13 protein-coding genes are annotated in these 16,257 nt (G+C 30.3%); 3 read left to right on the forward strand and 10 right to left on the reverse strand.

All coding sequences use genetic code 4. The annotated features are described in order from the left end of the window. Genes JV122_RS05050 through JV122_RS02850 form a run of 8 tightly spaced genes read right to left on the reverse strand, consistent with a single transcriptional unit; the run spans position 1 to position 10,920 of the window. Positions 1 to 1,854 carry an alpha-amylase family glycosyl hydrolase gene (locus JV122_RS05050; protein ID WP_205843001.1) on the reverse strand — a complete coding sequence of 618 codons (1,854 nt, stop codon included), beginning with the start codon at positions 1,852 to 1,854 and terminating at the stop codon, positions 1 to 3. After that, complete coding sequence (locus JV122_RS02820; RefSeq protein ID WP_205843002.1) at positions 1,772 to 2,395, reverse strand: hypothetical protein; 624 nt, start codon at positions 2,393 to 2,395, stop codon at positions 1,772 to 1,774. Before JV122_RS02820 ends, JV122_RS05050 begins: the two co-directional genes overlap by 83 nt. After that, entirely contained in the window at positions 2,395 to 3,591 is a 1,197-nt protein-coding gene (locus tag JV122_RS04775) for an ABC transporter ATP-binding protein (RefSeq protein ID WP_205843003.1), read from the reverse strand. Before JV122_RS04775 ends, JV122_RS02820 begins: the two co-directional genes overlap by 1 nt. Position 3,592: 1 nt before the next feature. Then, positions 3,593 to 4,546, reverse strand: a complete 954-nt coding sequence (locus tag JV122_RS02830) for a sugar ABC transporter permease (RefSeq protein ID WP_205843004.1) — start codon at positions 4,544 to 4,546, stop codon at positions 3,593 to 3,595. Continuing rightward, positions 4,546 to 7,674, reverse strand: coding sequence for an ABC transporter permease subunit (locus JV122_RS05055; protein ID WP_205843005.1), 3,129 nt, complete (start codon positions 7,672 to 7,674; stop codon positions 4,546 to 4,548). Before JV122_RS05055 ends, JV122_RS02830 begins: the two co-directional genes overlap by 1 nt. Continuing rightward, complete coding sequence (locus JV122_RS02840; protein WP_205843006.1) at positions 7,667 to 8,170, reverse strand: hypothetical protein; 504 nt, start codon at positions 8,168 to 8,170, stop codon at positions 7,667 to 7,669. The genes JV122_RS05055 and JV122_RS02840 overlap by 8 nt, the downstream gene beginning before the upstream one ends. Positions 8,171 to 8,177: 7 nt before the next feature. After that, on the reverse strand, positions 8,178 to 10,517 hold the full coding sequence (locus JV122_RS02845; RefSeq protein ID WP_205843007.1) for a hypothetical protein: 2,340 nt from the start codon (positions 10,515 to 10,517) through the stop codon (positions 8,178 to 8,180). A 7-nt stretch (positions 10,518 to 10,524) separates the two neighbouring features. Next, on the reverse strand, positions 10,525 to 10,920 hold the full coding sequence (locus JV122_RS02850; protein ID WP_205843008.1) for a hypothetical protein: 396 nt from the start codon (positions 10,918 to 10,920) through the stop codon (positions 10,525 to 10,527). A gap of 366 nt (positions 10,921 to 11,286) precedes the next feature. Between JV122_RS02850 and nrnA (JV122_RS02855) the strand changes: the two genes are divergently transcribed. From nrnA (JV122_RS02855) to JV122_RS02865, 3 genes are read left to right on the forward strand one after another with little or no spacing between them, the layout of a single operon-like run. Beyond that, positions 11,287 to 12,261, forward strand: coding sequence for a bifunctional oligoribonuclease/PAP phosphatase NrnA (gene nrnA / locus JV122_RS02855; RefSeq protein ID WP_205843009.1), 975 nt, complete (start codon positions 11,287 to 11,289; stop codon positions 12,259 to 12,261). After that, positions 12,248 to 13,219, forward strand: a complete 972-nt coding sequence (nrnA, locus tag JV122_RS02860; protein WP_205843010.1) for a bifunctional oligoribonuclease/PAP phosphatase NrnA — start codon at positions 12,248 to 12,250, stop codon at positions 13,217 to 13,219. Before nrnA (JV122_RS02855) ends, nrnA (JV122_RS02860) begins: the two co-directional genes overlap by 14 nt. Before the next feature lie 8 nt (positions 13,220 to 13,227). Continuing rightward, complete coding sequence (locus JV122_RS02865) at positions 13,228 to 14,055, forward strand: DNA adenine methylase (protein ID WP_205843011.1); 828 nt, start codon at positions 13,228 to 13,230, stop codon at positions 14,053 to 14,055. A 47-nt stretch (positions 14,056 to 14,102) separates the two neighbouring features. Here the strand turns inward: JV122_RS02865 and JV122_RS02870 are convergent, their stop codons facing one another. Both JV122_RS02870 and JV122_RS02875 read right to left on the reverse strand, forming a co-directional pair. Next, positions 14,103 to 14,936, reverse strand: a complete 834-nt coding sequence (locus tag JV122_RS02870; RefSeq protein WP_205843012.1) for a hypothetical protein — start codon at positions 14,934 to 14,936, stop codon at positions 14,103 to 14,105. 203 nt (positions 14,937 to 15,139) lie between these two features. After that, positions 15,140 to 16,219, reverse strand: coding sequence for an AEC family transporter (locus JV122_RS02875; protein ID WP_205843013.1), 1,080 nt, complete (start codon positions 16,217 to 16,219; stop codon positions 15,140 to 15,142). Positions 16,220 to 16,257: the final 38 nt, after the last annotated feature.

A 16,257-nucleotide genomic window follows, 5' to 3' on the forward strand; every position in this document is an offset into this window, starting at 1 on the left:
TTACTTGGTTTTTTGTGCAATTTTTGCTATAAACATTCCATATGGCTCAACATCTATTTCATGTGAGTTTTTTGGTTTTGATCTAAAGGAATAAATAATTTCATAGTCAACACCATCTTTAAGTTTTATAGTTCTTTGGTGCGATACTCCGGAAGAACTAATAAATAGATATTTTTCTTTTTTATCTTCAGAAGTTCGAATCACAGCATTTTCTTGCTCTTGTTCTAAATAAAGACTTGGGTCTTCGATTGTATTTATGTTTTGAGAAAACATAAATGGATGTTGTTTTCTGAAATTATTAATTTGCTTAATTATACTATAAGTTGAGTTAGGATTGCTAATTTCTTTTTCAACATAATTTGTATCTTTAGAAATATTTAGTGAAATGTGGTCTCTAGAACGCTTTTCATAGAAATCAACAACATTATTTTTGTTTTGTCAATTAAATGGTTCTCTCATAGCAGCATCACCACCTGCTTTGACACCATGGAGATACAATTCATCTCCATGGTAAATAATTGGAGTTGCTGGCATTGATAATAAAAAGAAATGAGCATTAGCAACTGCAAGCTTATCTTCTTTTCTTAAAGGATCTTTTTTGAGTTCTTCGGCAGTTAGTTGAAGATCATCAATGTAAACACCGCTTCTGAAAATATTGATTCAACGTGTGACATCATGGTTTGTTAAAAAGGGAACTCAAGGAATTTCTCTGTTATCAATGTTAAGTGATTTTAGGTAATCAATTGTTTCTGAAAAGCTTTGTGAAACTGATGGTTTTAGCTTTCAGTGAGCACCATCATAAACTGTTTTGAGTGCTTGCTCATTATTGTAACTAAATCAAGAGCGAGCGTTTGGAGTTGCTTCTCATCACTCTCCCATTGTAAATAAATCTTGCTCTCTGTTTGTTGATTTAAGAGCATCAAGTGATGCTTGTCTGAGTTCATAAAGAATTTTAGATTCATTATAGTTGTTTTTGGTTTCACCATAGCTTGAAAAAAACTCTACTATAGCATCATATCTAAAACCATCGACTCCAAGTTTTGTTCAATAACTTTGGATGTGTTTTAGTTCTTCGATAACTTCTGGATTGTCTAAGTTTAGATCTGGCATACCTGCTCAAAACTTAGAGGTATAGTATTGATTTGTTGCACCTTTATTTTGATCAATATTTAAGAAGATGTTTCTTAAATTTTGATCATCTTGGTGAGTGTCTTGTTTTTCTTTATCATAAAAATGGTAGAAGTTTTTGTATTTAGCATCACCTTCAAGAGCTTTTTGGAATCAAGGGTGTTCATATGAAGTATGGTTGAAAACCATGTCTAAATAGACCTTTATTCCTTTTTTGTGAGCTTCTTTGAGAAAATCAATAAAGGCTTCTTTACCACCTAATTCAGCTGCTACATCTGTATAATCGATCACATCGTATCCGTGATATGAGCTCGCTGGATGAATTGGAGAAAGATATAATTGATCGATTCCAAGATTAACAAAGTAATCTAGGTTGTTTTTTAGACCAATAAAATCACCAATTCCATCGTTATTTCCATCAGCGAATGCATAGACTAATAATTGATAAATTACAGAGGATTTTTGTTTTGAGTCATTGTTTGAAAAAGGAGCAACAAACGTTGCTCCTTGATCATCTTCTTTGTATGATAATTTAGTGTAGATTTTTTGAAATTTAGTATCTCCTCATTGTGAGCTGTCTTTTTGATTGCAAGAGAAGAGGGCTAAAGGACTTAAAACTACTGGACTAAATTTAAGAAAGTTTTTAAGCTGCAACTTTTTTATTTTGTTTTTTAGCATCTTTTGTTTCTTTTTGTTGTTTAGCTTTAGTGCTGTCCAAAAATCCATAGTTTTTACGAGAAATTAATCCTCATAAACCAACAAAAACAGATAGTCCAAAAATGAATCATCCAGAAACGTAGTTAGGTGGATTTAGTTCATTAAATTCTTGTGTTTTTGTATTATATTCTTCTTTGTATGGAGGTATAAAGGATAACAGAATTGAGATCAGAATAACGATTACAATTCATAAAAGAGTTGTAATTTTTTGGATTTTGTAGCCGTTGCTTTTTTGTTGCGCTAACAGTATTAAAGAATAAATAGATAAAGTGATGATTGTGACTCAAATTAAAGAGCAAATAACTCAAAAACCGATAAAGATTTTTGACTGAATGTAGCTTTCAGAAGTTTTAGAATAAAACTCTGCTTGCTTTTCAATGCTTAATGTGTCAAATTTATAAAAAACTTTTTCGTCTACAATGTAGTTGGCTATTTTGTCATAAAAGGCAAAGAATAAACCGAAACCAATAATTGCTATAATAATTGAAAAAATATAAAAGAGTTTTCTGTATTTATATACACTAAAGAAATTACTTAATTTAGAAAACATTAGTTAATTCTTTCTTCTGTTTCTTTATCAAAGATGTGAATTCTTTCTTCGTTGAAAGACACTCAAACTTCTTGGTAAAGTTGGAAGTCTCTGTTGTTTAGGACTGTTGAAACAATTTCGACTTTGTCAGAGATTTTAATAACAATTGATAACTCTTTTCCAAGAGACTCAATGTTGAAGATTTTCCCTTTTATAGCATTTTCAACTGGGCTTTCATGAACTAAAACATCTTCAGTTCTGAAACCGATTACAACATCTTTGTGTCCTTTAGTTTTTGTTTCTAACTCTTTGGCAAAAGGTAAGCTTCATTTAAAGTCGCTTGAAACAAAGGTGTTGTTTTCATTTTTACCTTCAAGAAGGTTAATTGTAGGTGAACCGATAAATTTAGCAACAAAGATGTTTGCTGGTTTGAAATATAACTCTTTTGATGTACCGTTTTGTTGAATTTTTCCTTCGTTTAAAACAACGATTTGATCTCCCATTGTCATTGCTTCTAGTTGATCATGTGTTACATAGATTGATGTTGTGTTTAGGAGTCTGTGGATTGCAACAATTTCACGTCTCATTGTTTCACGAAGTTTAGCATCTAGGTTTGATAAAGGTTCGTCCATTAAGAAAATAGATGGTTTTCTAACAATAGCACGACCAATAGCAACCCTTTGTCTTTGACCTCCAGATAGATCACGAGGTTTGTTGTATAGATAGTTATCGATTTTTAGCATTTTTGCTACGTCTTTAACACGTCTGTCGATAACGTCTTTTCTTTCTTTAGCTATTTTAAGTCCGAAACTCATGTTGTCATAAACATTCATGTGCGGATAAAGAGCATAAGATTGGAAAACCATTGCAATGTTTCTTTCTGAAGGAGAAAGGTTGTTGAATCTTTTTCCGTTGAATAGTAAATCTCCTTTTGTGATTGAGTTAAGACCTGCAATCATTCTTAATAAAGTAGTTTTACCACAACCTGATGGACCAAGGAAAATACAGAATTTTCCGGCTTCAATTGTTAAATTAATGTCTTTTAGTGTTCACTTGTCGTTTCCTTCATATTTTTTAGAAAGATTAACAAGTTCGATTTTTCCTCCAGCTGATGCTTGAGAAACTTCTCCGATTTCGCTTAAGAATTTATCAAATTCTAAATCGTAGCTGTTAATATCATCTAATTCGATTTGTTTGTTTTGTAATGTGTCTTTCATTTTATCCTTTCACCGCTCCATCAGATAGTCCACCGACAATGTGTCTTTGTGAGAACATGAATAAAACAAATGGAGGGATTGATGCTAATAGCGCACCCGCTGAATATGCTCCCGCGTTTATATGTTTTGGTTCTGCTGTAATAAAGGAATCGAGTCCAACAGCTAAAGTTGTTTGTGCTCTATCGATAATAACGAATTTTGGTAGAATAACATCTCCAAAAGGAATTAAGAATGATCATAGAGCGATAATTGCAATCATCGGTCTTGCAATTGGCACAAGAATTTTTGTAAAGAGTGTTCAGTTACCACAACCATCGATTTTCGCTGAGTCATCTAGCTCTCTCGAAACAGAGTCTAAATAACTTTTGAAAACAAAGGTATTTCCAGCAACTGCTCCTCCTGCATAAATAATCACCAGCATGATTCTTGGGTCAATTCCTAAACCGTCTTGCCCTAATTTAACAATAATATACAGAGAAATTAAGGAAGCTGTTGAAGGAATCATTTGTAGAAGCATGATTAGTGATAGTGAGTGTTTTGAACCTGCAAATTTAAATCTTGAATATGCATATCCATTGAATGCTACAAAGACAACTGTAATTAGCATTGTTGCTAAAGCAATTATCAGTGTATTAAGGTATCATCAACCATATAAACTACGTTCGCTTTGGAATAAATATAAGAAGTTATCAAAACCAAACTTAAATGTAGATGGTGATAGTGAAATATATCTTGGGTTGAATGTGTTAAATGATGAAAGTATCATTGTAACAACAGGGAAAAGAATTATGAATGTTCAAATAATTAACAGAATGTAATTAAAGAACAGGAAAATTCCTTCTGAAACAGTTAAAGGTTTAGCATCTGTTTCGTGTATTTTAATTCTTTTTTGCTTAAAAGAATTAACTTTAATTTTATTTAAATTAAGCTTACTTTTTAAAGAAAATACACTCATTATTGCTCCCTTCTTGCTGCGTTTTTAGCAAATCCATAAGCTGCTATTGAAACTGACATTAATGAAGAAACAATAACAAGAGCAGACGCAAACGCTACGTTTCCTTCTAATGCTATACTTCCAGTTAGCTTATAGATTCATGAAATTAAGATATCTGTTGCTCCTTCTTTGAACACAGAGGCATCAAGGTATTGAGGACCTCCTCCAGAGAACAGAGAAATAATTGTAAAGTTATTAAACATAAATGTAAATTGACCAATTAATAGAGGTGCTAGTGAGCTTACTAAAATTGGTAATGTTAAGTGTCTAAATAAACTTACTTTTTTAGCTCCATCAATCTCTCCAGCTTCATAAATATCTTTTGGAATAGATTGTAGGTTTCCTGTAATTAATAGGAAAATGTATGAGTGACCTAATCAAGTTTGGATCACAATTAATAGGAATCTAATTGTGTTTGCACTTGCAAAGTAGTTAATACCCTGGTCAATCAATCCGATTTTAATTAAGATGTAGTTTACTAATGATTCACCATCTGCTTGGAAAATAGATTTTAAGAAGATGATTGTAACGAAAGCTGGAATAGCTCAAGGAATGATGTAAACTAATCTAAAGAATTTTTTAAATTTAACTTTTTCACTGTTAACTAAAATCGCAAACAGTGTTCCGACTACAATAACTGAAAATCCTGCACCAAAGGTTCAGATAATAGTTCATGTAAATACTTTAAATAATGAACTAATTAGTCCGTTATTTCTGAAGATTCATCATTTACCAAATTGTCCAAATCCTACTCAATCAACTGTTTGACCTGGAGGTGTATGTTGGAATCCGATGTTTGATAAAGAAATAAACAGAGATGTCATTAAAGGAATGATAATGATAAAAGCAATTAAGAATCACCCTGGAATAGAGATTAATCAAGGGAAACCTTGGTTGCTTAATCAGTTTTTAGTCTGTGTTCAGTTTTGAGGTCTCATTCCTTCTTCAAGGAATTTCCCTCTTCTGTAAGCTGAAATTGCACTGGCTATTATAAATCCTGCTGAAATTGCAAGAAGTACAATCGATGCAGCTCCACCGAACATTCAGAATCTTGCATCAGGAAGAATTCCTAATGAAGAGTCGTGTTGTGATGCCCCAAGATCAACAAGACCTTGAATCCCTCCCATTTTAGTTCACACTAGACCGAATGAGAAAGGAATGAAAAGGAAGTAAATTAGTGCTGAAAATGCTAATAAAATAGCTCCTTTTTTATATTCTTTAAACAAGAATATTTGAGCAAGTCCTGGGAAAAGAAGGTTTAGTAAAAACCCTTTTCATCTTGCAAGTTTTTTGTTTTCTGTTGGAACTTGCTTAATCGCTTCAACTACTTTAGATTCATAAATTTTCTTTGTAATTTTAACTTTAGCATTTGTTCTTGAAAATTGTGTTTTAACTAAAATTTTGTTTTTTAGTTTGTCATCATGAAGTTTGAATTCATTGATTTTTTCTTTATAAATGATTTTTGCTTCTCTGATTTTAAACTCATAAGCTTTTTTGGTAATTTCTTTTGCTTTAAGCTTTTGAGCAAGAGCAGCTTTTTTGTCTTCTAACTCTTTTTTGAGAAGTTCTCTTTTTTGAGCAGATGCTTGTTCTTTTTTAGGATCTGCGTGGTGTTTAAGGAAGTTAAGCTCTAATTTTGATTTTTTGATTTCTCTTTTTGAAGCATTAAAGATTTTGTTTGTGTCATTAATGTACTCTTCAAGAGCATCTGCTTTTTTAGCTAAGAATTCACTGTCATAGCTGTATTCTTTTTTAGCTGCTGAAAGTTTTCTGTAGTAGTTAACTTTTGCATAATCTACAGCGTTTTTTCTGTATTTTAGTTGAAGCAATAAAGGTAAATTAGCGTTTTTGTGGATTGCTAATTTTTCTTTTTGCTCTGGTTTTAGGTTTTTAGCAGCTGCTTCATATTTTTGAGCAACAAGTGAGAAGTGTTTGTATTCTTCTTTGATTTGTTGGTCGTTTTTTGCGCCGTTTTGGTATTTATCAATTAAAAGATTTTTGATAGCAAAATAAATTCTTTGGATGTGTTTTTCTGATAATCCTAAGAAGTTTACAGTTGCTAATAACTTTGTGTATTGTGTGTGTAATTTAAAAAGTTTTTTGGCAAGAATTTTTTCTTGTTTATATGCTTTTTTAATTGATTTTTCAATTGCTTTATTTTGTTTGTTATAGTCTTTTAGTGCTTCTTGTTTATTTTTAGCAGCTGAAACTAAATCGGCTTTCTTTTCAACAATTTTAGCTTTTCTTTCTTTTAGTTCTGCTTTAAGAAGATCTAAATTTTGAGCATATTCTTTATTATAAGAATATTCAGCATCTAAAATTCTTTGAGCATAATCTTTTTTAAGCTGTTTTTTGCTTTGTTTGTAAGCAATTTTTGATTCTTTTTTGGTCAAAGCAAATTTTTCTTTGCTCTTTTCTCTTTGAATTAATAATCTGTTTTTCTTGTCAACTAAAGATCTAAATAGTTCTTTAACTAAAGAAATGTTTTCTTGTGAATTAAGAACTTCTTTTTCTTGAGCAACAAGTTTTGAAGAGAACCCGTCTGAAGTTAAGTTCTCTAAGTTTAGTTCTTCACTTTTAAATTGTTTGTTGTATTTATAAATAATTGTAAGTAGAGATTTTTTGAATAATTCTATTTTTTCTTCAGCTTTTGCTTTGTCAATAATAGAAGTCATGTTTGCTTCTTTTACTTCTACATCATCAGCTGTTGTTTGAATCATTTTGTAGTAATTAGCTACATAAATTGCACTCTCTTTTAATTTTTTATCAATCTTTTTGATTTCAAAAATAATTAAATTAGAAAGACTTTGTGCAATTTTTAGTTGTTTAATTGTTTCTTTAATAACAAGAGTCTCGTTAGTGTGTGAAATCTTTAGAGTTTTGAGTGCTCTTTTTTGTTCATCTTGCAGCTTTGTTTTAGCTCTTAAGAAAAGGTCTTTATCAACCTTTTTCTTAAGATCAAGATCACGTTTTTTACGATCAAAAACATTTTGTGCTTGATCAACAAAGTTTTTGTATGAGATTTTTGAATCGTTGACTTTTTTTTCAAAAGACTCGCCATATCAGTTTCACATCTTGATCTTATCCACGTCTTGACCCTCCTTTGTGTATTTTAATTTTTTCTAAGTAATCCATGTGTCTTTTTTGTTTAATTTTATATATAAAGTATATATTAACTAATAGCACTAAACTAAAAGTTATTACCCAAAGAACTACAAGGGTAGTTCTTATTCCGTTTTCGTTTATTTTTCCGCTGATGAAAAAGGGAGAAATTAGTATTGCTAAAAAGAAGATTCCTCAAATGATAGGGAATAGATAACCTATTCCGTTTCTTTTTGAAAGTACTAGATTAACAATATATCCTATTAGAATTAACGAGTTGGTTATATAACCCACATATTTTGAAGCAATGAAGAAATTAATCTGCTGTTCTTTTTCTGTTTCTTGTAAGTGATCAAATTCATTAGTTCCTATAAAAATACCTTCTAGGAATCATAATAAAAAGATAATACAAGAAATAGAAAGAAGAACTATTATTGTATAAAAAGTTCTTCTTTCTATTTGGTATCTTGATTTGTAATGCATTTAATTATTATTTACGTTTAATGTAATCTGGAGCACTTGAGCTATTTAGAGTGTTAACAGTGTGTTGTAGTCTTGCTTGAATTTGTTTTTCCATTTCTGCTTTGAAAGTTTCTAATGAACTTACAGCATTAATGAATGCGGCTTCACTGTATTTTGCTTGGTTTCCAAATGTTAAGTCATTTCATTCTGGTCAGAATGATGTAAATTGTGGGTTGTTTCTGTCTAATCTGTTTGCTTGTGTTTCAAGAACGTTTCTTCCACCATCTGCTAGAGATTTTGTTGAAGTTAGAACATCAAGAATAATTTCTGAAGCGTTTCCTTTTCTGTATTCTTCAACTTTAGCTTTAATGTCGCTTACACTGTATGTTGAAGCTTTGCCATCTTTTTTGTTGAATTTAGCTGCTTCTAATACTTTGTTGTATTTGTCTTTAAATCTTATTCAAACAGCTTCATTTGCATAGTTGTCTACATATAAATCAACAGCTTCTTTAATTTTTGCATCTTCTACTTTGTTTTTTGAGTATGTTTCAGAGAATGATTTTGCTTTAGCTAGAGCTTCTGCTTTTTTAGCTGCAACTTTTTCTGGAGTTGATAATTCAGCATATAGAGCGTTTCTTTCCCCTTCATCATCACCATTTACTCCGAAGACTAATTTTTCAATTTTTCTTACGTGTGCTGTTTTCTTATCTTTATCTTGAATTAAGTCTGCTGGTCATTCAACACCTGCTTTAATTAAATCAGAACCTACTTGTCATTCAGCGTTGTCACCTTTTAGAGTTGTTAGATCTGTTAATCCTAAGAATGTTGCAACTGCATTTCTTAATCCTGTTGTTTTAGCTAATTTTGTTTGTAATTCTGTTTTAAGTTCTTCTGTAATTCCAAAGAATTCTGTTGCTTCTGGTAATTTGTGTTCTTTTTTGTTATCTTCTGCTAATGGATCTTTTTGACCATTTTGCATTATGCTTCAGCTATCTCCCATAAAGCTTTTGTTTAGAGCTGTATTTGTTTTGCTTAATAACTCTTCGTAAGCTTTAACAGTTTCATCTATGTTTTCGTATCCAAGTTCTTTTGCTACTTTTGTAAATGCATCGTTAGCTGATTTGTTAGCTTCTTGTTGTTTATCTTTTACTTTAGTTTGCATATCTTGGAAGAATGAAACTTTAGAATCTTGTGTAAAGTATCCATAGTATGCTTCTACAGAGAAAATTGCTTTTAAAACAGCTTCAATAGCTTTAAGTCTGTCTTCACTAACCCCTCTGTTTCTTGCGTTAATTGCTCATGATCATGTTCCAGGAGCTTGTTTGAATTGGTATTTTTTATCTCCTTCTTCATCGTGAACTTTAGGGAAGTTTAAGAATGTAGGAATTCCTTGTTTAATTGAGTTTTGGATGTCTCATGTTCCAACCATTCCATATTTTAGTTTTTTCTCTGATAATAGTTGTGTTACTTTATTTTGAACAGCATTCATATCACTTGAAAGTAGAGTTCTTAAATCATCTTGTTTAATTCCGTTTGTGTGTCATCCTGTTTTAGCAAATTCTGTAGCATCCATATCATATGCTGCTTGTCAAACTGGGTACATTAATTCTGCAGCAAATCCTAAAGCTTTCTTAAAGTTTGCATAGTTTGGATCTGATGATAAGAATCCTGATGATCATGTATTTGTGTCTTTATTTCTGTAAAGTAATTTACCCATTTCCTCTTCATTTAATGCTGAAGCTAGAACTCCGTTTCCGTATCATGCATCTTGAATTCTGAAGAATGCTTTACCTTCTTTTACAAGTTCGATCATTGAATCTGATTCTGCTTTTGCAAGTTCAGCTTTAACTTCATCTAAACTTTGTGAAGACATCATAACGATACCTTCTTTGTTGTGCATGAATGTATAGAAGTTGTTTACTTCTCCTTTTCCTGCAAACTTGAAGCTACCAAATGTTTCAACTTGTTTTTTCTCAGCATCAGAAGCATTTAGCATTGTTAATAACTCATCTTTTAGTCCTTCTGGGTAAGGCATAATTGTGTTGTTTGCTAGTAGGTTGTTAATTCTATCTGCTGGTGAATAAAGTAAATCAGCTGCATTTCTATCTGTAAAACCTGTTGTTGTAGCAAAGTCGATTGAGTCAAAAACTCCTTTTTCTACAGTTCTTAATTTGAATCCTTTTTTAGCATATTCTGTTTTACTAAAAGCTTCTTCAACTTTATTAAAGAATTCTTTTTGAATTCCTTCGATTGAAAGAACGATTTCTTTGCTGTTTTTAAATTCATTTTCTTGTTTAGCACAAGAAATAAATCCTAACATTGGTGTTGCAAGAACTGAAAGTCCTGCTAGTTTTTTTCAGTGTTTCATTTTTCTCCTATTCGAAAACTATTTCGTTATATTTCAAACATGTTAATGAAACAATTAAATTAAGAAACGAAAGAACGACTGTTGTTAATAGAAAGATTTCTAAATAAACAAGAATTATCCCCTCTTCAGTCTTGGGTAAAATTCTAACAAGTCTTATTGTATAAATAATATTTACTAATAAAACGAATACAAACATAGAAATAACTATTCTGAATTCGGTTGTATTCAATAAAGAAAAGAACTTATCACTAAAGGTCTTCTCTTGATTAAATACAAACAAGAGAATAAACATCACTAGTGCTATTGTATAAAATATAGAACTAAAAAATGCGTATAAATGTTCTTCTATTTTTGGTAAATATTTACGCTCTAACGGAGGTTTTCCTAATAATAATTTTTTCATTTTTAATTTAATTGTTTTTTTATATAAATTTAAAAGTGATTACTCACATTAATATTATAATTTATAAATTTCGACTAAAATGCCACATTTTTGATATATGAACAATTATTAATGTGAAAAACTCCCTAAATGTAGGGTTTTTAGTGTACAAAACAGACCAAAAAAATTTGCACTTTTTTTCATCTTTTTTTGCACTTTTTTAAAAGTTTTAGAATAAAAAGTGGTATTTTTGTTCTTATTAAGGTTATATCAATAGTATTACAAGAATATTTTGCAATTATTTTATTATTACTATTTTTTAAAAATTTATCGCTCCAAAAGGTATATAATTTAAATAATATATTATTCATTATTTAAGGAGCAAAAATGAAAAAAGGTACACACAAAATAATACTAAGCGCAATTGAAAAATATGATAACATCTTTATTTTTCACCACATTAGACCAGATGGAGACTGTTTAGGTTCTCAATTTGGATTAGGATACTTAATTAAAGAAAACTTTCCAGACAAAAAAGTTTTCTTTATTGGAGACTCAACAGGAATTCTTTCTTTCTTAGAATTTAAACACTACGACATAGACAGACTAAGGGATTCTGATTTTGAAAACTCATTAGGAATCGTTGTAGATGCTTCAAGTTCAGATAGACTGCAAAACGCAGAATTAATTCTTTCTGGAAAAATTACAGCTATGGCAAGAATTGATCACCACCCAAATGATGCAGATATTAAATACAAATACAACTGAATCGATTCATCATTTGCAGCTGCAGCTGAAATGGTTGGTTATTTAGCTTGAAAATCAAAAATGGACTTTTCACCAAGAACAGCTGAATACATTTATACAGGAATCTACACAGATTCAGGAAGATTCTTCTATTCAAACACTTCAAAAAGAACTTTTGAAGTTGTAGCACACTTAATTAAAAAAGGACTATACATCCACAGAATTCACGAAGCACTTGCTGGTAGAACTATGAAAGAAATTAAATTCCAAGGAGAAGTTCTTTCAAAATTCGAAGCAAAAGACAAAGTGATTTGATTCCATGTTACAAAAGAAGTTCAAGACAGACTTGAATTAAGTTACGAAGATGCTTCACAAGTTAATGTTCTTTCAAACATTGAAGACAATAGAATTTGAATCTTCTTTATTGACCAAGGAGATGAAATTAGAGTAAGACTTAGATCAAATGGACCTAAAGTTAATACAATTGCAAGACAATATTCAGGTGGTGGACACGATAATGCTTCAGGAGCTATTATTAAAGACAAAGCTCAAATTTCAGAAATTGTAGAAAAAGCTATTGAATTAGTTAAGGAATATGAAAATGGAAATCGGTAATATTGAATCTATAGTAAAAGAAATTAAAAATCACGATCAAATCGTTATTTTTCACCACATTAGACCAGATGGAGACTGTTTAGGTTCTCAATTCGGACTAAAAACTCTAATCGAAGAAAACTTTCCAAACAAAACAGTTAAAGCCGTTGGAGACTCAAAAGGAATTCTAAAATTTCTGGATTTTGATTTTCAAAATGACTTAAGTGATGATTTTCTTAAAAACTCACTTGCCATCATTGTTGATGCAAACTTCAAAGAAAGAATTGAAAACAGAGAACTATTAGACAAAAACATTTTTAAGTCAGTAATTAGAATTGATCACCACCCAAATGAAGATGATCTAAACGCAACTTGCAGATGAGTTGATTCTAGTTATATAGCGGCTGCTGAAATGGTTGCAGACATTGCTGTAAGTTCAAATTGAAAAATATCTCCTAAAGCTGCAAAATACATTTATACAGGAATTTACACAGATTCTGGAAGATTTTTATACTCAAACACAACTCCGAGAACTCTTGAATTATCTGCTAAACTTTGATCAACAGGACTCGATGTTGATAATGTACACCAAAACCTAACAAGAAACTCAGAAAAAGATATGAAGTTTCAATCATATGTAATTTCTAAAGTAAAAACATATGAAAACGTTATTTATTATTCTTTAGATCTTCAAGAACAACAACAACTTCAAAAAGATTCTAACGCAGCTACAAGACCTAACATTTTAGCTAATATTGATGACTACAGAATTTGACTTTCATTCACTCAAGAAGAACCAAACAAATGAAGAGTTGAATTCCGTTCAAACGGTCCTATTGTTAGAAATGTAGCTCTAAAATGAAATGGTGGAGGACATGAAAGAGCTTCAGGTGCTATCATTTTTGATCAAAAAGACATTGAAAATGTAGTTAAGGATTGTCAAGAAGAATACTTAAGATGACAGAAAGAAGGGAAATAGATAAATAAATGAACAATAAGCTAACAATAAGTCCATTTGTAAAATGAGTAGGAGGAAAAACTCAATTACTTAAAGAAATTGAGAAAAGACTTCCTAAAAACTTTAATAATTACTTTGAACCTTTTGCTGGTGGTGGAGCTGTACTTTTTGCTTTTCAGCCCCAAAAAGCCTTTATAAACGATATCAACCCTCATTTAGTTAATGTTTATAAAATAATCCAAACCCAACCGCAAGAACTAATAAAAACACTTAATGAATGAGACTCTATTGAAACAACTAAAGAAAAATATTTTGAAATGAGAAACAGATACAATCAAAAGATTCTAAATAACGAACTTGATTTAGAATCTGCTTGTCTGTTTATCTATTTAAACAAACGTTCTTTTAATGGTTTATATAGAGTAAATTCCAAAGGGTTGTTTAATGTACCTTTTAACAATAAAAACTTTGTTAAGTCTTTTTCAGAAGAAAATATTTTAAATATTAGTTCCTATATTAAAAATATTTCTATTCAAAATGATGACTTTGAATCTTTTCTAAAAACTGCGTCAAAAGGGGATTTTGTGTTTTTAGACAGCCCTTATGCTCCCTTAAACAACTCCTCTTTTGAGTCTTATACAAAAGATGGTTTTGGAAAAGAAGATCACATTAGATTAGCTAATTTATTTAAGGAATTACACAACAGAGGTTGTTATTTAATGCTCACAAATCACAACACAGACTTCATCAACGAACTTTATTCTGATTTCAAAAAAGAAGTTGTATCAGTAAAAAGATTAATCAATTCAGATGCTTCCAAAAGAACAGGAGAAGAGGTTCTGATAACAAACTATTAGCACACTAAATTTACAAACAAAAAATCCCAATAAAGGGATTTTTCTTTTTATTTGCGTGGAACTATATGAAATTCAACATCAAATTTTGTATCTGCCAGAGCATTATCTACTACTGTCTTTTTATTCAACACCAAGTCTGCAACATTGACCATTTCTGTATTAGGAATAGTTATGTTTTGATCACTTCTTTTGATTGTATATAGAATAAAATATTTTGAAAAGAAGGCATTTCATTCATCTGCTTCTTGCTGATTTGGAGTTGTATTTTTATCTTCGTGTCATCCTACTTGATCTGGTGTTTTTTCAGCTTTAAACATTATTTCTTTAGTTCAATAATCAATATCTCCTTTTTTAAGGGTTGTTTCAATTGTTGTATTTTCTCTTTTTATTTCTTCTTTTGAAAAATTAGATCAATCAAATTTTTCTCTTATAAAACTTTTGTTATTTTCTCACAATCCCCTATAAAAATATCTTAATTGATGTCAATTAACTACAGGAACAAATGTTGTTTGTGTGTCATTTTTCAATAACTGAAACACATTTTCTTTTTGATATTTTAATTCTCTGGCTTCGTTGTTTTCAAATGTATCATAAAAAACACTATTATTATCAACATCGTTTTTAAAATCAACTTTTCACTTTATATAACTAAATTTAGTTAGATCTTTATGATTAAAATTAACTTCTTTTCAGTCTTTTTCTAAATTATCAAAAGACATTTTTGCGTTTAAATAATGCGTTTGTTCAACAGGAGTTGAAGGAGAAGTTGTTATTTTACCTGTTTGTTGTTGAGCAGAACAAGAACTAAAAATAACAGGAACAGATGAAATAACTGCGGCCGTAATAATTCCAAAAGATTTTATATATCTTGCTTTTTTCATATTTCCTTTCTAGATAGCAAAAACACCTTCTTTCAAAGAAAAAAGGTGTTTAGATTATCGATTCTAATATTACATTTTCTCTAAGAAATTTTATGACAAATAAAAACATTTTTAGAAATGATACGTTTATTCATTTTGATAATGTTTTTATTTTCGTTCATAAAACTCCTTTGCTATCTATAATATTATATCATAAACCACTTTTAAAACACGAAGTTTAAAACCACTATTCAAATAGGCATCATTATAATTGCGCACAATGTTGAAAGCGCAGAACATTGAGCTGCATACACATCATGTTTTTTAAACTGAATTGCATAAGCAACAGCAACTGTTGAAGGCGGAACAGCTGCAAAAATAACCATCGCACTAGCAACATCTGCACTAACATTATTTGTTTTTGTTAAAATTAACATTATTAATAAAACAAATGTTGGAATTGCAACTAATTTAAGAGCAACAAATAGTCAAACTCAAAGGTTTTTGAGTGCACTTAATAAAGGAACTGTTGCAAGTGTCATTCCAATTGTAATTCAGATTAATGGTGATGCTAAAGATGAAAGCGTGCTAAATATTTTGTGAAGAAGTGGAAGTGTTACTGATAACTCAAATCATCCATACTCTTTTTGTGATATTGTAACTTTAGTTCCAGGAATTAGTTGTGTTAGTCATAAAACTAAACCTAAAAAAGTTGCGATAACAATTGGATTTAAAAGAGCTGTTTTCATTGATTGTTTGAAGTTAGCTTTATTAAACTTCAATCCAGACATCAACATAAAACACAGTGAATAAATGAAAATTCTGTAAGGAATGTTTCAGATGTTTGCAGCTAATACAGCAGCTTTAGAATACACAGCAGTTATGATTGGCAATCCAAAGAATGTTGTTGATCCAAAGATTAACAACATTCAAATAACTAACGCTCTTGAGTTAGAAACATTTTCTCCAGCAATTGCTTGAATGGTTTTAGATTTGTTATAAACCTTTCCAGTAACCTTAATTCAAACTAAAGCACTTACACTTAAAAAAATGTAAAAGAAGAAACCAGAACCCAATATAAACATCTGTTCTTTTACATCATTAAATGTAGCACTTTTCATAAATCCTGAAAAAGCTAACGCAGGTAAAGAAACTATTAAAACTATTTTGTTTAAAAAGCCTTTAGATTCTTGTTTTAAGACTTTAAATTTTGTTAATAAATAACCAAGGGCAATAATTCCAATAGAAGCAATTATTGCTCCTCACATGCTTTGGTTTTGTAAAACTTTTATTAATTTTTCCATGTTTTCTTTCTAAAAAACAGCACAAAAATGTGCTGTTT

Source organism: Mycoplasma procyoni, assembly GCF_017052595.1.
Lineage (GTDB): Bacteria > Bacillota_I > Bacilli_A > Mycoplasmatales > Metamycoplasmataceae > Mesomycoplasma_A > Mesomycoplasma_A procyoni.